This is a genomic window from Microbacterium mangrovi (assembly GCF_000802305.1).
Classification (GTDB): domain Bacteria; phylum Actinomycetota; class Actinomycetes; order Actinomycetales; family Microbacteriaceae; genus Microbacterium; species Microbacterium mangrovi.
This window is the reverse complement of the sequence record NZ_JTDK01000002.1, coordinates 162,070-180,968: the sequence shown is the minus strand read 5'-3', so window position 1 is coordinate 180,968 and position 18,899 is coordinate 162,070. Positions and strand designations below refer to the sequence as shown.

At 70.5% G+C, this 18,899-nt stretch carries 15 protein-coding genes; 14 read left to right on the top strand and 1 reads right to left on the bottom strand.

What is annotated here, in order from left to right; translation table 11 throughout:
- Positions 1 to 20: 20 nt before the first annotated feature.
- The 10 genes from LK09_RS02570 (at position 21) to LK09_RS02525 (ending at position 12,620) form a co-directional block, all read left to right on the top strand.
- Positions 21 to 983, top strand: coding sequence for an AAA family ATPase (locus LK09_RS02570; RefSeq protein WP_039395439.1), 963 nt, complete (start codon positions 21 to 23; stop codon positions 981 to 983).
- Between the two features lie 3 nt (positions 984 to 986).
- Positions 987 to 2,378, top strand: a complete 1,392-nt coding sequence (locus LK09_RS02565) for a DUF58 domain-containing protein (RefSeq protein ID WP_039395436.1) — start codon at positions 987 to 989, stop codon at positions 2,376 to 2,378.
- A complete protein-coding gene (locus LK09_RS02560) occupies positions 2,375 to 4,939 on the top strand; it encodes a transglutaminase-like domain-containing protein (RefSeq protein WP_052226328.1) in 2,565 nt (854 codons plus the stop codon). Before LK09_RS02565 ends, LK09_RS02560 begins: the two co-directional genes overlap by 4 nt.
- Before the next feature lie 6 nt (positions 4,940 to 4,945).
- Positions 4,946 to 6,409: a DUF5684 domain-containing protein gene (locus LK09_RS02555; protein WP_039395431.1), complete on the top strand. Its 1,464-nt coding sequence runs from the start codon at positions 4,946 to 4,948 to the stop codon at positions 6,407 to 6,409.
- 1 nt (position 6,410) lies between these two features.
- Complete coding sequence (locus tag LK09_RS02550; protein ID WP_039395428.1) at positions 6,411 to 6,965, top strand: hypothetical protein; 555 nt, start codon at positions 6,411 to 6,413, stop codon at positions 6,963 to 6,965.
- A 336-nt stretch (positions 6,966 to 7,301) separates the two neighbouring features.
- Complete coding sequence (gene rpsL, locus LK09_RS02545; RefSeq protein ID WP_039395425.1) at positions 7,302 to 7,670, top strand: 30S ribosomal protein S12; 369 nt, start codon at positions 7,302 to 7,304, stop codon at positions 7,668 to 7,670.
- Between the two features lie 5 nt (positions 7,671 to 7,675).
- Positions 7,676 to 8,146 (top strand): 30S ribosomal protein S7, encoded by a 471-nt coding sequence (rpsG, locus tag LK09_RS02540; RefSeq protein ID WP_018171439.1) that lies wholly within the window; start codon positions 7,676 to 7,678, stop codon positions 8,144 to 8,146.
- Positions 8,147 to 8,233: 87 nt separating this feature from the next.
- A complete protein-coding gene (fusA, locus tag LK09_RS02535; RefSeq protein WP_039395419.1) occupies positions 8,234 to 10,348 on the top strand; it encodes an elongation factor G in 2,115 nt (704 codons plus the stop codon).
- Positions 10,349 to 10,513: 165 nt separating this feature from the next.
- Positions 10,514 to 11,707 carry an elongation factor Tu gene (gene tuf / locus LK09_RS02530; RefSeq protein WP_039395416.1) on the top strand — a complete coding sequence of 398 codons (1,194 nt, stop codon included), beginning with the start codon at positions 10,514 to 10,516 and terminating at the stop codon, positions 11,705 to 11,707.
- A 112-nt stretch (positions 11,708 to 11,819) separates the two neighbouring features.
- The gene (locus LK09_RS02525) at positions 11,820 to 12,620 is read left to right on the top strand and encodes an HNH endonuclease family protein (RefSeq protein WP_407939138.1); all 801 of its coding nucleotides are present in this window, start codon (positions 11,820 to 11,822) and stop codon (positions 12,618 to 12,620) included.
- Between the two features lie 10 nt (positions 12,621 to 12,630).
- Here the strand turns inward: LK09_RS02525 and LK09_RS02520 are convergent, their stop codons facing one another.
- Positions 12,631 to 13,317, bottom strand: coding sequence for an esterase/lipase family protein (locus LK09_RS02520; RefSeq protein ID WP_231562932.1), 687 nt, complete (start codon positions 13,315 to 13,317; stop codon positions 12,631 to 12,633).
- Positions 13,318 to 13,437: 120 nt separating this feature from the next.
- Here LK09_RS02520 and LK09_RS02515 point away from each other — a divergent pair, with 120 nt between their 5' ends.
- The 4 genes from LK09_RS02515 to LK09_RS20510 all read left to right on the top strand — a co-directional run bounded on the left by LK09_RS02515 (position 13,438) and on the right by LK09_RS20510 (position 18,899).
- The gene (locus LK09_RS02515) at positions 13,438 to 15,078 is read left to right on the top strand and encodes an amidohydrolase (protein ID WP_039395413.1); all 1,641 of its coding nucleotides are present in this window, start codon (positions 13,438 to 13,440) and stop codon (positions 15,076 to 15,078) included.
- A gap of 103 nt (positions 15,079 to 15,181) precedes the next feature.
- A complete protein-coding gene (locus tag LK09_RS02510; protein ID WP_039395410.1) occupies positions 15,182 to 16,216 on the top strand; it encodes a LacI family DNA-binding transcriptional regulator in 1,035 nt (344 codons plus the stop codon).
- Positions 16,217 to 16,269: 53 nt separating this feature from the next.
- Positions 16,270 to 17,643: an APC family permease gene (locus tag LK09_RS02505; protein ID WP_052226327.1), complete on the top strand. Its 1,374-nt coding sequence runs from the start codon at positions 16,270 to 16,272 to the stop codon at positions 17,641 to 17,643.
- A gap of 119 nt (positions 17,644 to 17,762) precedes the next feature.
- Positions 17,763 to 18,899 carry a hypothetical protein gene (locus tag LK09_RS20510; RefSeq protein WP_156138623.1) on the top strand — a complete coding sequence of 379 codons (1,137 nt, stop codon included), beginning with the start codon at positions 17,763 to 17,765 and terminating at the stop codon, positions 18,897 to 18,899.

Sequence of the window (18,899 nt, the reverse complement as noted above, 5' to 3'; positions counted from 1 at the left end):
CCGGCCACGAAAGAGGACACATGACCATCTCGCAGGATCAGGCCACCTGGTTCGCCCAGACGTTCCGGCAGCTCGCCGAGAACGTCGAGCGGGCCGTTCTCGGCAAGCGCGCCGTGGTGGAACTGGTGCTCACCGCGGTGCTGAGCGAGGGCCACGTGCTGCTGGAGGACGTCCCCGGCACCGGCAAGACGTCGCTGGCCCGCGCCCTCGCCCAGTCCGTGCAGGGCACCAACACCCGCATCCAGTTCACGCCGGACCTGCTGCCCGGAGACATCACCGGCATCACCGTCTACGACCAGAAATCGGGCGAGTTCACGTTCCACGCCGGGCCGGTGTTCGCCAACGTCGTGCTCGCCGACGAGATCAACCGGGCGAGCCCCAAGACCCAGGCGGCGCTCCTGGAGGTCATGGAGGAGGGCCGGGTCACGGTGGATGCCGTCAGTCGCGCGGTCGGTTCGCCGTTCCTCGTCATCGCCACCCAGAACCCGGTGGAGCAGGCCGGCACGTACCGCCTCCCCGAGGCCCAGCTCGACCGCTTCCTCATGAAGACGTCGCTCGGCTACCCCGACCACGCGGCGACGCTGCGCATCCTCGACGGTGCGGCGGTCGCGACCAGCGACCTCGCTGCGGTGATCACCCCGCGTGCGCTCACCGAGATGGCCGAGCTCGCCCGCGGCGTGTACGCGAACGCGCGGATCCTCGACTACATCGCCCGCCTCGTGGATGCCACCCGTCAGGCGGAGCAGGTGCGACTGGGCGTCTCGATCCGCGGCGCGCTCGCCCTCACCCGCGCTGCACGCACCCGCGCCGCGGCGCAGGGACGCACCTACGTGACGCCCGACGACGTGAAGGCGCTCGCCGTGCCGGTGCTGTCGCACCGTCTCATCCTGCACGCGGAGGCCGAGTTCGACGGCGTCACCGCCGAAGCCGTCATCGGGCAGACGCTGCTCGACGTGCTCCCCCCGACCCAGCGCGAGGCCTGACGCGTGACCCCGGCCCCCACCACCACCGGCGCGCCGGCCACCCACCGGTCGGCCGGCGACACGGGTTCGACCACCGAGCTCACCGCGACCCGCACCCGCGTGTCGCGGCGTTCCGGGCGCGCCCCGGCGCTCGCGCGTCTCGCCGGAACGACGGCCGCGGCGTTCTCCCGGGCCGCCGACGCGGCCGCCCGCGTCGGCCGGAGCGTGGCCGACACGGTGATGCCGGCGGGGTGGCTCCTGCTGGTGCTCGTCGCCGGAGGTCTGGTCGCCGGGCTCGTCTGGGGATGGGTGGAGGCGCTCCTGGCCGGGATCGCGGCCCTCGTGCTGCTGGCATCCAGCATCCCCTTCCTGTTCGGCGCGCGCGGGTACGAGGTCTCCGTGCAGCTGTCGCACGAGCGGGTCGTGGCCGGCACCACGGTCGACGCGGACGTCCACGTGCGCAACACGGGCACGCGCACCGCGCTGCCCGGCCGGCTCGACCTGCCGGTCGGCGCCGGCCTCATCGAGCTGGGCGTGCCGCTGCTGCGGGCCGGGCACGAGGTGGTCCGGCACCTGGAGATCCCGGCCGTCGCGCGCGGCGTCATCCGCATCGGCCCGCCCACCGCGGTGCGCAGCGACCCGGTCGGCATCCTCCGCCGCGAACGTCGCTGGGAGGCCGTGCACGACCTGTACGTGCACCCGCAGACCGTGCCGGTGCCGGCGGTGTCCGGCGGCCTCATCCGCGACCTCGAGGGCAGCCCCGTGCAGCGACTCGTCGACGCGGACATGTCCTTCCACGCCATCCGCCAGTACGTGCCCGGCGACGCGCAGCGCCAGATCCACTGGAAGTCCACCGCGAAGACCGGGCAGCTGATGGTGCGCCAGTTCGAGCAGACCCTGCGGTCGCGCCTCGCCGTGGTGCTCAGCGTCGACCCCGGCGACTTCGCCGCCCCGGACGAGTTCGAGCTGGCCGTCAGCGCCGCGGCATCCCTCGCCGTGCAGGCGGTGCGCGACGGCCGCGAGATCGAGGTCGTCACGGGCCTGTCGACGCCGCGCACCGACCGCGGACGCAGCCGGGCGATCGAGGTGCTGCGCGCCCCGGCGCCGCGCCCCATGCTCGACGGGTTCTCGCGCATCGACGCGGCCGAGACCCCGGTGCCGCTCGAGGAGGTGTGCCGCCTCGCCTCCGAGACGGCGGACTCGCTCGCCCTGGCCTTCGTCGTCTGCGGCGCGAAGACGGATGCCGGGCGGCTCCGCCGTGCGGCGCTGGCCTTCCCGCCCGAGACCGTCGTCGTCGCGGTGGTGGCCGATCAGGTCGCCCACCCGCGCCGGCAGGTGCTGCCCGACCTCACCGTGCTCACGATCGGCGTGCTCGCCGACCTTCCCGGCCTGATGTTCCGGGCGGTGCAGTCGTGAGCCGCCGCGGGCGCATCCGGCCGCTGACCGACCCGGTCGTGCGCGAGCGCCGCGCGCCGCGCCGTGCCGCGCGGGCGGAGGGCGGACTGCGGGATGCATGGCTCGCCGCCGCCGCCCTGTACGCGATCGCCGTGACCGCCGTCGGGATGTTCGTCACCTGGCCCATCTACGCCGACCCGGCCTTCCTGGTGGCGACCGGCACCGCCGCCGCAGCCGGGATCCTCCTCGCCGGGCTCACCGTCTGGCGCGCCCTGCCGTGGTGGGCGGTGGCGCTCGCCGCCGCGGCGATCGTCCTCGTCGTCGGCGTCGTCGTCGCGGTGCCGCCGGCGACGCCCGCCGGCATCCTCACCTCCCTCCGCAGCACCGTGGCCGGTGCGGTCACGGGGTTCAAGGACCTCGTCACGGTGAACCTCCCGGTCGGGACGTACCGCAACCTGCTGGTTCCGGCGGTCCTGGTGTTCACGATCGCGCCGCTCGGGACGGTGCTGATCGGGCGCCGCCGCACCCGCGTCGGCGCCTTCGGGGTCGTCTTCGCGTGGACGATGCCGCTGTACGGCCTCCTCTTCGGCCTCACCGTCACGAGTGCGCCGATCACCGTCGGCCCGGTGACGATCCCCGCCCCGCGCGAGCAGCTGGGCGCGGCGCTGACCCTGGTCTGCTCGCTGATCTGGCTGGCATGGCGGGTGGCGGCCGGAAGGCGCGCGGCCCTGCAGCGGGCCGCAGCCGCGGGCGGCCTCCGCTGGTCGCGAAAGCGCACCGGGTCGGACATCCGTCGGGCCGCTCTCGCCGCGGCGCTCGTCGCGGTCGCCGTGGTGGGCGCCTCCGCCGTCGCGCCGGCGATCGCGCAGAGCCGCCCGCGCGAGGTCCTGCGCTCGGCGACCGGTCCCGAGCTGCAGATCGCCCGCGCCGTCACCCCCCTCACCGACTACCGCACCGCCTTCACCGACCCGATGGTGAACCGGGCGCTGTTCACGGTCACCCCTGTCGACGGGCCCCTTCCCGACCGCGTGCGCCTGGCGACGCTGTCCTGGTACGACGGCGTCGCCTACCGGGTCTCGGATCCCGGCGCGGGGCGCGGAGACTTCGTGCGGGTTCCCTCGACGCTTCCGGCGTCCGGACCCACGAGCACGGCGCGCATCACCGTGCAGGGCCTCTCCGGCATCTTCCTGCCCTCGTTCGGTCAGCTCCAGGAGGTGCGCTTCGCGGGCGGCGATGCGGGATCCCGCGCGGATGCCTTCTACTACGACGCGCCGGCCCAGGCCGCGGTCGAGACCGCCGGCGGCGGAGTGCGGTCGGGCGTCTCGTACACGATGACGTCGGCCTCCCCTCCCGTCCCCGCCCTCTCAGCGGCGAAGTCGCCGCACGCGGAGCCGCAGGTCACCATCCCCTCGAGCGTGAAGACGTGGGTGGCCAAGCAGGATGCCGGCGCCGACGGGGCCGCTCTGCAGACGCTCGTCGAGCGCCTCCGTCAGCGCGGATATCTCAGCCACGCCCTGTCGGTGCCGGCCGGCGGCGCGGCGTGGGAGAAGGCCCTCGGCGACCGGTACACGTTCCAGCCGAGCGCGTCCGGTCACTCGCTGGGCCGCATCGACACCCTGTTCCAGCAGCTGCTCACCCGCCAGCAGCAGGCCCAGGGCAAGCCCGGTGCGTCGCTGGTGGCCGGCGTCGGCGACGACGAGCAGTTCGCCGTCGCGACCGCGCTCGTCGCGCAGACGCTCGGATTCCCGGCCCGCGTGGTCGTCGGCGCCCGCCTCACCGGCGGAGACGACGGGGTCCCGTCGTGCGCGGGCGGGGTGTGCCGCGGCGGCGACCTCACGGCGTGGACCGAGGTGCAGTCCTCGTCCGGCGATTGGATCCCGGTGGATGCGACCCCGCAGCACACGGTCGGCGTCACAGACACCGTGGTGCGCCAGCGCGACCCGGAGAACGCCACCGATGCCCGCCCGAGCACCGCGCAGGAGGTCGTCCCGCCCGACCCGGTGCAGCGGGATGCCGCGCACGCGCCGGCCGTCAAGCAGCAGGATGCCGGACCGGCCGCGCTCTGGGCGGCCCTGCGCGTGGCCGGGATCTTCCTGGCCGCACTCGTCATCCTGCTCGGCCCGCTGCTGGTGATCCTCGGCGCCAAGGCCGTGCGTCGGCGCGGGCGCCGCAACGCCCCCGACACCGCCGGCCGGGTCGTCGGCGGATGGGACGAGTTCGTGGACGCCGCGGTCGACCACGGGATGCCCGTGCAGACCGGCCGCACCCGCGTCGAGTTCGCCCGGGAGCACGCCGAGTGGTCCGCCGCCGAACGGGCCGAAGGCCACGCCGCGACCCTCGCCGCCGTCGCCGACCACGCCGTGTTCTCGGACGCGGCCCTGTCGGATGCCGAGGCCGGCGAGTTCTGGCGCATCGTCGACGAGGAGCGCCGCCGCCTGGCGGCATCCCTCCCGGTGGTCCGCAGGGTTCTCGCGGCCCTATCGTTGAGATCGTTCTTGCGCGAGCTGCGGCCCGCGCGCGCCCGCGCTCGCCGAGCCGCGCGCACCACCGAAGGGAGGGGGCCCGGGACGACCGGGGCCTGAGCAGACATGGGCAGCTACAACACCGGGGCCGACACCGGCCTGATCGTCGTCGCGGTGATCGTCGACATCCTCCTCGTCGCGGGCGTGTACGTCTGGACCGCGCTGAGCCTCAACGCCGTCTTCCGCAAGACGGGGGAGCCCGGCTGGGCCGGGTGGGTGCCGTACTTCAACACGGCCACGGTGCTGAAGCTCGGCGGGTTCTCGCCGTTCCTGGTGCTGATCGTGCTCTTCCCGGTGCTCGGTCCGCTGGCGCTCTGGGTGCTGGTGATCATCTCGGCGTCTCGGATCAACGTCGCCTTCGGATTCCGCGAGGGGGCCGGTGTCGGGATGACGTTCCTCGCCGCGCTGCTCTTCCCGGTGTGGTCGAGCGTGCTCGGCTGGGGTTCCGCGCGCTGGGTCGGACCCGACCCGCGCCTGCGAGCGGCGGCGATCGGCGCCGCCCCCGGCTCCGGCTACGAGCCGGCCGCGTACGGTGCTCCGGCCGGCTTCCCGCAGTCCGCGGAGGATGCCCCGGCGGCCCCGGCACCGTCGTGGCTGTCGCAGCCTCCGGCGGCCCCCGCGGCATCCCAGGGCGATGCGCCGTCGTGGATGTCGCCGCCCCCGGCGGCCCCGGCCGCCCCCGACGGCTACGCGCCGCCGGCGACGGAAGACCCCTTCGCCCCGCTGTACGCCGCGCCCGAAGACGACGACCTCGAGGGCATCGACGACCCGGTGCCCGGCCCGCGGCGGTCGGTCGCCGGTGCCGAGACCACCGCCCAGCCGGCGGTCGCGTCGCACCCGACCGCGGGCCTGATCGACGCGGTCCCGGTCGCTGCGAGCACCCCTGGCCCGGCACCCGCGACGGAGGAGGACGAGGCCTCAGCGCCCGTCGCGGCCGCCGAGCCCGCTCCGGCCGTCCCGGCGTCGCCGGCCGACCCGTGGGCGCCGCCCGCCCCGGTGTCGGCGGCCCGTCGGTCCCCGGCCCCGGAACCGGCGGACTTCTCGGACACCTCGGCGGAGGTCTCCGCGGTCGCGGGCGCCCCGATGGCGGGTGTGCCGATGTCGGCGCGCTCGTCCGTGTCGGCGCGCCGCGCCGAACCGGAGCTGCCGGACGCCGAGGGCGCGTTCGACGAGACGATCATCGCGCCGCGGCGCCGCACCGAGTGGATGCTGACGCTGCCGCTGGGTGCCCCGATCCGGCTGACGTCCCCGGTGCTGATCCTCGGTCGGCGGCCCGCCGCCGACCCCGCCTATCCGCAGGCGCAGCTGGTCGACATCGCCGACGAGACCCGCACCGTGTCCAAGACGCACGCCCGCCTGGAGCTGGCCGCCGACAGCTGGACGATCACCGACCTCGGGTCCACGAACGGCGTCGTGCTCATCGCGGACGACGGCACCGAGACCGACCTCCCGGCCGGGGCCTCGCAGCTGGTGGGGGAGCGCTTCCTCCTCGGCGATGCGGAGCTGCGCCTGACGCGCGGCAAGGAGTGACGTGAGCGGAGGGGGTGACGCGTTCGAGCCGGACGACCGGACCCGGCTCTCGCCTCGACGCGGCGTCCCCGAGCCGACGGACACCACCGAGCTCGTGGACCGCACAGTGCTGTCCCCTCGGCATCCCGCACCGGATGCCCCGGACGACGCGACCGTCCTGTCTCCCCGGCATCCCGCTCCGGATGCCCCGGACGACGCGACCGTCCTGTCTCCCCGGCATCCCGCTCCGGAGGATCCGGAGGACGCCGACCGCACCGAGCTGTCCCGCCGGGATGCGCCCCTCGCGCCGCCGGCCGCGCCGCGGCGAACGGAGCCGCTCGAGCCGGAGGCGCCGCCCGCCGTCTACCGTCCGCGCCCGGTGCCCGCACCCGCCGACGCCGACCCCGACCGGCGGCCCGTGCCCCTGCCGCCCCCGGCCGGATCGGCGCCCGACGCCGACCGGGTCGCCGCGCACCGGCGCCGCACCCGCCTGCGCACGCTGCTGGCGATCATCGTCGTGGGGGTCGTGGTCGTCGGGGCGGCGGTCGCGCTGCTCGTGGCCCTGCTTGCTCCCTGAGCGGTCGCCGGGATGAACGCATCCTGAACACCCGCCGTGCGGTCCCGGCCGATGTTGACCGTCTCGCCGGCGGCCGCATATACTAGACCTTGTGTGCGCATTGCGCGCCGTCCGTCATGCCTCGGCATGTCGTACGCCGCACGCGCGCCGCACCTCAGGGACCGACCTGCGAACAGGTCACCCCCACGGCATACCCACCCTCTCAAACAGAATGCATTTTCTGCGGGTGGGTCCGCGTGAGTCTGCAACATCCCGACACGAATGCCCCGGCACGAGTGCGGAAGCCGCAGATGAGACACGAACGCTGTCACCGTGCAGCACTGACAAGGAGAGAACGTGCCAACCATTCAGCAGTTGGTCCGCAAGGGGCGTTCGCCGAAGGTCTCCAAGACCAAGGCGCCCGCTCTGAAGGCGAACCCGCAGCAGGCCGGCGTGTGCACCCGCGTGTACACCACCACCCCGAAGAAGCCGAACTCGGCGATGCGCAAGGTCGCTCGTGTGAAGCTCCGCAACGGCACCGAGGTCACGGCCTACATCCCGGGCGAGGGCCACAACCTGCAGGAGCACTCGCTGGTGCTCGTGCGCGGTGGTCGTGTGAAGGACCTCCCGGGTGTCCGCTACCGCATCGTCCGCGGTGCGCTCGACACCCAGGCCGTCAAGAACCGTAAGCAGGCGCGCAGCCGCTACGGCGCGAAGAAGGGTTGAGTTAGATGCCTCGCAAGGGACCCGCCCCGAAGCGTCCGGTCGCCAACGACCCGGTCTACGGCGCACCGATCGTCAGCCAGCTCGTCAACAAGATCCTCGTCGACGGCAAGAAGTCGCTCGCCGAGTCGATCGTGTACGGCGCCCTCCAGGGTGTCGAGGCCAAGAACGGCCAGGACGCTGTCGCCACCCTCAAGAAGGCGCTCGACAACGTGCGCCCCACCCTCGAGGTCAAGAGCCGCCGCGTCGGCGGCTCGACCTACCAGGTGCCGGTCGAGGTCAAGCCTCACCGTGCCAACACGCTCGCCCTGCGCTGGCTCGTGAGCTACGCCAAGGGTCGTCGTGAGAAGACGATGACCGAGCGCCTCCAGAACGAGATCCTGGATGCCTCGAACGGCCTGGGTGCCGCGGTCAAGCGCCGCGAAGACACCCACAAGATGGCCGAGTCGAACCGCGCCTTCGCGCACTACCGCTGGTAATCATCAGCGACCCGGATGCCGGCCGGAGACAACCTCCCCGGCCGGCATCCCCGTGAACTTTCACACGAAACGTAAGGAAGACATCCCGTGGCACAAGACGTGCTCACCGACCTCAACAAGGTCCGCAACATCGGCATCATGGCGCACATCGATGCCGGCAAGACGACGACGACCGAGCGCATCCTGTTCTACACGGGCGTCAACCACAAGATCGGCGAGACGCACGACGGCGCTGCCACCACCGACTGGATGGAGCAGGAGCAGGAGCGCGGCATCACGATCACGTCGGCCGCCGTCACCTGCTTCTGGAACAAGAACCAGATCAACATCATCGACACGCCCGGCCACGTGGACTTCACGGTCGAGGTGGAGCGCTCGCTCCGCGTGCTCGACGGTGCGGTCGCCGTCTTCGACGGCAAGGAGGGCGTCGAGCCCCAGTCCGAGACCGTGTGGCGTCAGGCCGACAAGTACGACGTGCCGCGCATCTGCTTCGTCAACAAGATGGACAAGCTCGGTGCCGACTTCTACTTCACGGTCGACACGATCGTCAACCGCCTGAAGGCCAAGCCGCTCGTGCTGCAGCTGCCGATCGGTGCCGAGAGCGACTTCGTCGGCGTCGTCGACCTCATCGAGATGCGCGCACTGGTCTGGCCGGGCGACGCCAAGGGTGATGTCACCATGGGCGCCAAGTACGAGGTGCAGGAGATCCCCGCCGACCTTCAGGAGAAGGCCGAGGAGTACCGCCACCAGCTGCTCGAGACGGTCGCCGAGTCCGACGACGCACTGCTCGAGAAGTACTTCGGCGGCGAAGAGCTCACGATCCCCGAGATCAAGGGCGCCATCCGCAAGATGACCGTCGCCGGCGAGCTCTACCCGGTGCTCTGCGGCTCGGCGTTCAAGAACCGCGGCGTGCAGCCGATGCTCGACGCGGTCGTGGACTACCTGCCGTCGCCCCTGGACGTGCCCGCCATCGAGGCGCACGACCCCAAGGACGAAGAGATCGTCATCGAGCGTCACGCCGACCGTGAGGAGCCCTTCACGGCTCTCGCGTTCAAGATCGTGACGCACCCGTTCTTCGGTCGCCTGACCTACATCCGCGTCTACTCGGGTCACCTCGACTCCGGCGCCCAGGTCGTCAACGCGACCAAGGGCAAGAAGGAGCGCATCGGGAAGATCTTCCAGATGCACGCCAACAAGGAGATGCCGGTCGAGTCCGTCACCGCGGGTCACATCTACGCCGTCATCGGCCTGAAGGACACCACGACGGGTGACACCCTGTCGGATGCCGCCAACCAGGTCGTGCTCGAGTCGATGACCTTCCCGGAGCCGGTGATCGAGGTCGCCATCGAGCCCAAGACCAAGGCCGACCAGGAGAAGCTGGGTCTCGCGATCCAGAAGCTGGCCGAAGAGGACCCGACGTTCCGCGTGGAGCAGAACGCCGAGACCGGCCAGACGGTCATCAAGGGCATGGGCGAGCTGCACCTCGACATCCTCGTGGACCGCATGAAGCGCGAGTTCAAGGTCGAGGCCAACGTCGGCAAGCCGCAGGTGGCGTACCGCGAGACGATCCGCAAGACCGTCGAGCGTCACGACTACACGCACAAGAAGCAGACCGGTGGCTCGGGTCAGTTCGCGAAGATCCAGTTCGCGCTGGAGCCCCTCGAGGTCACGGCCGAGAAGATCTACGAGTTCGAGAACAAGGTCACCGGTGGCCGCATCCCGCGCGAGTACATCAGCCCGACCGACCAGGGCTTCCAGGACGCCATGAACGTCGGCGTGCTCGCGGGCTACCCGATGGTGGGCGTCAAGGCGATCCTGCTCGACGGCGCGTCGCACGACGTCGACTCGTCCGAGATGGCGTTCAAGATCGCGGGCTCCATGGGCTTCAAGGAGGCTGTCCGCAAGGCCAGCCCGGTCATCCTCGAGCCGCTCATGGCGGTCGAGGTCCGTACTCCCGAGGAGTACATGGGCGACGTCATCGGCGACCTGAACAGCCGCCGTGGCCAGATCCAGTCGATGGAGGATGCCGCCGGCGTCAAGGTCGTGCGTGCCCTCGTGCCGCTGTCCGAGATGTTCGGCTACATCGGCGACCTGCGCTCGAAGACCTCGGGCCGTGCGGTCTACTCGATGGAGTTCGACTCCTACGCCGAGGTCCCCAAGGCCGTGGCCGACGAGATCGTCCAGAAGACCAAGGGCGAGTAACACCGCCCTGCTGCTCCGGATGCCGCCCACGCGGCGGCATCCGGGGCGTCCACAACTTCACAGAATCACAACTGCTCAGTCACCTAGACTGATTTCAAACCCCGTAGTGTGACGGGCGCGAACCAGCGTCCGAAACTGCTGCATGACCGTCCTGAGGAGGACCCAGTGGCTAAGGCCAAGTTCGAGCGCACCAAGCCGCACGTGAACATCGGAACGATCGGTCACGTCGACCACGGCAAGACGACGCTCACCGCGGCGATCTCGAAGGTGCTCGCCGACAAGTACCCGTCGGATGTCAACGTCGTGCGCGACTTCTCGTCGATCGACTCGGCTCCTGAGGAGCGCCAGCGCGGCATCACGATCAACATCTCGCACGTCGAGTACGAGACCCCGAAGCGTCACTACGCACACGTGGACGCCCCGGGTCACGCCGACTACATCAAGAACATGATCACCGGTGCGGCTCAGATGGACGGCGCGATCCTCGTGGTCGCCGCCACCGACGGCCCGATGGCTCAGACCCGCGAGCACGTGCTGCTCGCCAAGCAGGTCGGCGTGCCCTACCTGCTCGTCGCGCTGAACAAGTCCGACATGGTCGACGACGAGGAGATCCTGGAGCTCGTCGAGCTCGAGGTCCGCGAGCTGCTCTCGTCGCAGGGCTTCCCCGGCGACGACGCTCCGGTCGTCCGCGTCTCGGGCCTGAAGGCTCTCGAGGGCGACGCCGAGTGGGCTGAGAAGATCGTCGAGCTCATGGACGCCGTCGACGAGTCGATCCCCGACCCGGTGCGTGACCGTGACAAGCCGTTCCTGATGCCGATCGAGGACGTCTTCACGATCACCGGTCGTGGCACCGTCGTCACGGGCCGCGCCGAGCGTGGCACCCTGGCCATCAACTCCGAGGTCGAGATCGTCGGCATCCGCCCGACGCAGAAGACCACGGTCACGGGTATCGAGATGTTCCACAAGCAGCTCGACGAGGCCTGGGCCGGCGAGAACTGTGGTCTGCTTCTCCGTGGCCTCAAGCGCGACGAGGTCGAGCGCGGCCAGGTCGTCGTGAAGCCGGGTTCGGTCACGCCGCACACCAACTTCGAGGGCACCGCGTACATCCTGTCCAAGGACGAGGGTGGCCGCCACAACCCCTTCTACACGAACTACCGCCCGCAGTTCTACTTCCGTACCACGGACGTGACCGGCGTCATCTCGCTGCCCGAGGGCACCGAGATGGTCATGCCCGGTGACACCACCGACATGTCGGTCGAGCTCATCCAGCCGATCGCCATGGAAGAGGGCCTCGGGTTCGCGATCCGTGAGGGTGGCCGCACCGTCGGCGCCGGCACGGTCACGAAGATCGTCAAGTAAGTCATCTGACTTCCCGAGAGGGGGTCGGGCCTTCGGGCCCGGCCCCCTTTCTCGTTGTCCGCGGCCCCGCCCGTAGACTGGCTCGGTTCAGGAAGACGCCGAGAGGATCAGGGTGCGCAAGGGCAACGGAAGATGGATCTGGGGCGGGGTCGTCCTCGCGCTGTGCGTCGTGATCGGGCTCACCGCACACGGGGCGACGCGCCCGATCGGCGATCCGCCTGCGTCGGATGCCGCATCCACCGCGAGCCCGACCGTCTCCACCGCAGGCCGGACTCCGTCTGCTCCGAGCACGAACCCGCGAGCCACGTCCGCGGTGCCGTCTCAGACCACCGCGCCAAAAGCCGCACCCGCGACCGGCACGGCGCTCGCGCTGCTGCAGACCATCCCGGTCAAGGGCCGCGCCCCGAAGACCGGGTACTCTCGAACCCAGTTCGGTCAGGCGTGGGCGGACGTCGACCACAACGGCTGCGACACCCGCAACGACATCCTCCGCCGCGATCTGCGGCACATCACGCTCTCCGGGTCGTGCAAGGTGCTCTCCGGCATCCTGAACGACCCGTACACCACGACCGTCATCCACTTCACGCGGGGTGTGAACACGTCCACCGCGGTGCAGATCGATCACGTCGTGGCGCTCAGCAACGCGTGGCAGACCGGCGCGCAGCAGCTGTCGGCATCCCGGCGCGAACAGCTCGCCAACGATCCGCGGAACCTCCTCGCGGTCGACGGTCCCACCAACCAGGCGAAGGGCGACGGGGATGCCGCCACCTGGCTGCCGCCGAACAAGGCGTTCCGCTGCCGGTACGTCGCCACCCAGATCTCCGTGAAGGCGGCCTACCACCTGTGGGTCACCGCCGCCGAGAAGTCCGCGATGACCCGGGTCCTGTCGACCTGCCCGCGCCAGCCCGCGTAGTCGGCGGGACTCAGCCGCCGGGGCGGGGCCGGTCCGCGGCATCCACGACGATCTCGTGGACGTCGGGACGCGCGAGCAGCCGGAAGTGCCCGCCGTCGGGCAGCACGATGTTGGTGGCGCCGGGCAGGTCGGCGATCGCCGGGATGTGCGGATCGAACACGCCCGTGATCGTCGTGATGCGCTCGTTCGCGTGCAGCTGCTCCTGCAGCGCCAGCGTGACCGGGTCGCTGGGCGAGAAGGCGCGCAGCGACGCGAGCGCCATGAAGCGGGCGTATTCCGACCCGGCGAACGGGGTGCAGATGGCGACCATCCGCGTGACGCGCTCATCCGGATCGCACTCGGTCATCACGTACTTGCCGATCAGGCCGCCCTTGCTGTGCGCGACGATGACGACGTCGCGCAGGTCGTGTGCGGCCAGGTGCGCGGCCACCACCTGCGCGGTCGCGGGCACCGGGCGGCTGTTGCGGCCGAGCGCCGGCAGGACGTGCACGGGATGCCCGGCCGCGTGCGCGGCGTCGATCACCGGACGCATGAATCCCCACGGCTCCCACACGCCGGGGATCACCACGACCGGTCGTCCGTCGCCGGGCAGCAGGTCGGCGGGACGCCCCGGACGCAGCGTCCCCTTCACCTGCCAGACGACGGCGTAGACGTAGTCCGCGGCCCACCACTTCAGCATCTGACCGAGCCGTGCCACACCACGGAGACTACCGGCATCCGGGGCGCCACGAGTCCGTCGCTTGGCGTCTCCGGTATACCGCCCGATAGCATGAGTGCCGCACGTGCACGGCGCGTACCGCGAACCCGAGGAGACCCGATGACCCAGACCCTCCTGTCCGACGGCGTGATCTGGCGCGGACCAGGCGTCCCCGTCGCCCGATCGATCCTGATCGACGACGACCGGATCGCCGCGCTCGACGACGCGGCCGACGCCGCCGCCGATGACGAGACCCGGCGCATCGACCTGCAGGGCGCCTTCGTGATGGCGTCGTGGGGCGACGGACACGCGCATCCGCTGTTCGGCGGCCTCGAAGCCGAGGGCCCGAACGTGCGGGCGTGCACGTCGGTCGACGAGATCGTCGCCGAGGTGGGCCGGTATGCCGCGGAGAACCCGACCGATCCGGACGATCCGGACTCGGAGTGGATCTTCGGGGCGTCGTACGACGGAAGCCTCGCCGAGGCCGGCCTGTTCGACGCCCGCTGGCTGGACCGCGCCGTCGCCGACCGCCCGGTCGTGCTGCGGGCCTGGGACTACCACACGGTGTGGGTGAACTCGGAGGCGCTCCGCCGGGCCGGCATCACCCGCGACACCCCGGACCCCGAGCTCGGCGAGATCCCGCACCGCGACGACGGCGAGCCGCTCGGAACCCTGCGCGAGTGGGGTGCGGTCGACCTGGTGCTCAACGTGGCGCCCATCCGGCCCGACGAGGTACGGATGCGGGCGCTGCAGACCGCGGGCCGCTACTACCTGGAGCGCGGCGTCACCTGGGTGCAGGATGCCTGGGTCGAACCGCGCGACGTGGACACGTACCTGGAGGCCGCCGACCGCGGCATCCTGCCGATCCGCTTCAACCTCGCGCACTACGCGGACCCGCGCGCGTTCGACGCCCAGCTGCCGAAGATGATCAAGGCCCGGCAGCGCGTCGAGGAGGCCGCGGACCCGCTCCTCACCGCCCACACGGTGAAGTTCTTCGCCGACGGCGTGGTCGAGAACGAGACCGGCGCGCTTCTGGAGCCGTACTGCTCGGGGCTGCACGACCACGGCATGCACGTGTGGGGTGACGGCGACGCGCTCGCGAACGCGGTCAAGGCGGTGGATGCCGCGGGCTTCCAGATCCACATCCACGCGATCGGGGATGCCGCCGTCCGCCAGGCGCTCGATGCGATCCAGGGCGCGGTGGAGGCGAACGGCCCGCGTGACCGGCGTCCGGTGATCGCGCACGCGCAGCTGATCGCCGAGGAGGACCTCGGCCGGTTCGCGGAGCTCGGCGTCATCGCGTGCATGCAGCCGCTGTGGGCGCAGCAGGACGCGCTCATGACGGTGCTGACGGTGCCGCGGCTGGGGGAGGAGCGCGCCGACCGGCAGTACCAGCTGCACTCCCTGGAGGAGAGCGGCGCGACCCTGTCGTTCGGATCGGACTGGCCGGTGTCGTCGGGCGACCCGCGCGACGGCATCGCGATCGCGGTGTCCCGCCAGACCGCCGAGGGCGAGCCGGCCGACGGCTGGACCCCGCACGAGCGGGTGTCGATCGAGGACGCCCTGCACAGCTACTCGGCGCAGGTCGCCCGGCAGGCGTTCGCCGACCAGACGGACGCGCCGTGGGGTGTCGTCGAGCCGGGTGCGAGCGCCGACCTGGTGATCCTCGAAAGCGACCCGCGGGATGCCGCGGCATCCGACCTCCCCGGCATCCGGGTCGTCGCGACCTTCCTGCGCGGGACCGCCCGCTACGAGTCCTGACCCGGCCGGTAATCTTGCGGAATCGATCCCGCACCGCTACAGTGAAGCGTGCGGGATCGATTCCGCACCCGAAACGATGGTCCCGCCGCAAAGGAGCGCGAACATGGGCACGTCCCGCGACCGGCAACCGGGCCGAGTGACGCTCATGCACGTCGCCCGTGCCGCGGGAGTCTCGCGGACCGCCGCCTCTTCGGCGCTGACCCAGACCGGACGCGTGTCCGCCGAGACGGCCGAGCGGGTGCGCCGCGTCGCACGCGAACTCAACTACCGCCCGAACGTGACCGCACAGAACCTCCGTCGTGCTCGGAGCGGAGCGATCGGGCTCGTGCTGCCCGACGACGTGACCGGCCTCAGCTACTACATGGACTTCACCTTCGGGATCGTCGACGTGGCGAACGAGAGCGGCCTGTCGCTCGTCATGCTTCCGCATGACGCGAGCACGAGGGCGGTGTCCTACAACGTCGACGGATTCATCGTCATCGACGCACAGGACGGGGACGAGCACCTCCGGCAGCTGTTCTCCCTCGGCCTCCCGATCGTCAGCGGCGAGAGGGTGGACGCCGGTCTCGGCATCCCGACCGGGATCGTCGAATCCGACCACGTCGGAGCGATGGTCGAGCTGCTCGACCACCTGAAGACGAACGGATCGAGGCATCCCGCCTTCCTCGGACCCGGTGACGACACCGCGTGGGGGCGAGCGCTGCGCGCGGGCTACGACACGTGGTGCCGTGCGAACGGGGTCCGTCCCCGCCTTTCGGACGTTCCGTTCAGTCCCGCTGCCGCGGAAGCCGCGACCGCATGTCGCCGCGTTCTCCAGCAGAACCCCGACACGGACGCCCTCGTGTGCGGCTCCGATCACACCGCCGCCGTGGCGGTGGACGTCGCGACGACACTGGGGAGGACGATCGGGGTGGATCTGCTCCTCGCCTCGTGCGTGGACAGTGCCGTGGTCCAGCTCTCCACACCCCCCATCACCGCACTCGACCTCGATCCCCGCGAATTCGGGGCTCACTGCGCGCGGCTCTTCGTCCGACTGCTCGCCGAGGAGGAGCCGCCTGCCTCGACCGTCATCGAGACGAGTCCTACGCGGCTCCGCATCCGAGCATCGACCGCGGGCGCACCCCCAACCGGAAAGTAGAACCCATGTCCAACCCCCAGGCTCCGGCCGACAAACCCCGAAGGAGGCCCACGATGTCCGATGGCGAACATCTCGTGAACCCCACCCAGCTGACCGCGCAAGTGACCGAAGGCCGGTTCAAGCGCGTGCTCGGCACCCCGTCCCTGGTGCTGTTCGGCCTCGTCTACATGGTGCCGCTCACCGTGTTCACGACGTACGGCATCGTCACCGAGCTCACCGGCGGCCGCCTGGTCGACGCGTACCTGATCACCCTGGTGGTGATGCTGTTCACCGCGCGGTCGTACGCGCGGATGTCGGGGGCGATGCCGTACTCCGGCTCCGCCTACGTGTACACGCAGCAGAGCTTCGGCGGGGCCATCGGGTTCCTCGTGGGCTGGGCGCTGCTGCTGGACTACCTGTTCCTGCCGATGATCAACTACCTGGTGCTCGGGCTGTACATGAACGCGTACTTCCCGGCGATCCCGAACTGGGTGTGGATCGTCGTGTCGATCGCGATCGTCACCGTGCTCAACATCGTCGGCATCATCGAGGTGGCGCGCGCGAACTTCGTGATCATCGCCGTGCAGACGGTCTTCATCGTCCTGTTCCTCGTCTTCTCGATCGCGACGCTGTCGGGTCACCATGTCGACCTTCTCGCCCCGCTCACCGGCGACGGCAGCGCGAATTCCGGCGACACCCCGAAGCTGTTCCAGGGCGCGGCGATCCTCGCGCTGTCGTTCCTCGGGTTCGATGCGGTCTCGACGCTGTCGGAGGAGGCGAAGGACTCCCAGCGCACGGTGCCGCGCGCGATCATGATCGTCACGCTCGGCGCGGGCCTGATCTTCATCATCCTGTCGTACTTCGCGCAGCTGATCTTCCCCTCGAACCACTTCAAGAGCGCCGACACGGCCAGCACCCAGGTGATCGCCGTCGCCGGCGAGTGGCTCGCGGTGCTGTTCATCGCCGGCTATGTCGCGGGCGCCCTGGGTTCGGCGCTCACTTCGCAGGCATCCGTCGCGCGCATCCTGTTCGCGATGGGTCGTGACGGCGTGCTGCCGCGGCCGGTCTTCGGACACCTCAACAAGCGGTTCGGCACGCCGGTCGTGGCGATCTGCATCGTGTCGGCGGTGTCGCTCATCGCGATCTGGATCGACCTCACGACGCTGTCGAACATGATCAGCTTCGGCGCCCTCATCGCGTTCTCGTTCGTGAACCTGTCCGTGTTCGTGCACTTCTACATCCGTGACAAGCAGCGCAGCGGCTGGGCCTGGCTGAACAACCTCGTGCTGCCGCTCGTCGGCTTCGCGCTGACGGTGTGGCTGTGGACGAGCCTCGCTCCGGTGACCTTCCTCATCGGCGGGTCGTGGCTCGTGGTCGGATTGATCATCCTGTTGATCGTGACCCGGTTCTTCCGGCGCCCGACTCCGATGCTCGACCTGACGGAGTGACATCCCCGACGCCCCGGCCGGTGTGATCCGGCCGGGGCGTCGCTGTGCCTGCGGGTAGGGTCGAAAGGGTTCGCGTGTGCAACCGGCCGCAGGGGGTGACGGTGTCGGGGAATCCTTTGGTGGCCTCTGCGGTGGATACTGCGACTCCGTTGTCGGGCACGGGTTTGTTGGATGATGGTGCGCAGCTGGTTCATGCGATCGAGTCGGGGGATTGGCTGGCGGGTGGTTTGTCGGCGTTCGCGGTCGGGGTGGACACGGTCGCGGCGGTGTCGGACCCGCTCGGCTCGCTGATCGCGTCGGGCCTTGGCTGGTTGATCGATCATCTGGAACCGATCAAGGGCTGGTTCGATGACCTGACCGGCAACGCGGGTGAGGTGGAGGCGTTCGCGGCCACGTGGACGAACATCCAGACCCAGTTGCAGGCGTCGGGTGCGGAGTTGACCCGCCGCGTGACGGACCTGGACAGTCTGGCGGGTGAGGCGATCGATGCGTATCGCCGTTTCCAGGCGGATGCCGCCGCGCACCTGGCGGGTGCGGCATCCTGGGCGGGGGCGATGGCGACCGGTCTGCGGGTGGCGTCGCAGGTGGTGCAGTTGGTGCACGACCTGGTCCGGGACGTCCTGTCGCAGCTGGTGGGGTCGGCGATCTCCTGGGCCGCAGAGGCGGTCTTCTCGCTCGGGTTGGCGACCCCGTGGATCATCGAGCAGGTGTCGACCCGGGTGGCGTCGTGGGTGGCGAAGATCGGCACCAAGCTCACCGAACTCCTCACGGCGTGCAAGAAACTCGCCGGTCTGCTGGGGAAACTGCACGGGCTGATCTCGAAGGCGGGGGCGCTGTTCGAGAACGCGCTGCGCAAGACGGCACCGGCAGTGCGCCGCACCGTCGCCGGTGATCAGGGGAAGCTGGATCTTGCTGCGTTGATGGGTGGGCGAGGTACTGGTGCCGAAGCACCAGAGGCCGCAGAAGCGGCGAACACGGTCGCTACTGAGCTGCTACGCAACATCCCCGGGATCGCGGTGACCGGCGATGTGGTCAGCATCAACGGCGTCGAGAAGATGACGGTGGTCGAGTGGGCGCAGATTCGTACCGCGAGCGTGCACAATGTAGACGCACCTGAAGTTACACTCGGCAAGTGGGAAGGGCCTACCAGCCCTAAGAGCTATACCAATCAAGCCAAGTCTGTTGGACGCGAGTATTTCGATCTCGGGAATGAATGGGATACGCATCAGCGTGCGATACGCGCTGGGGGGAGATGA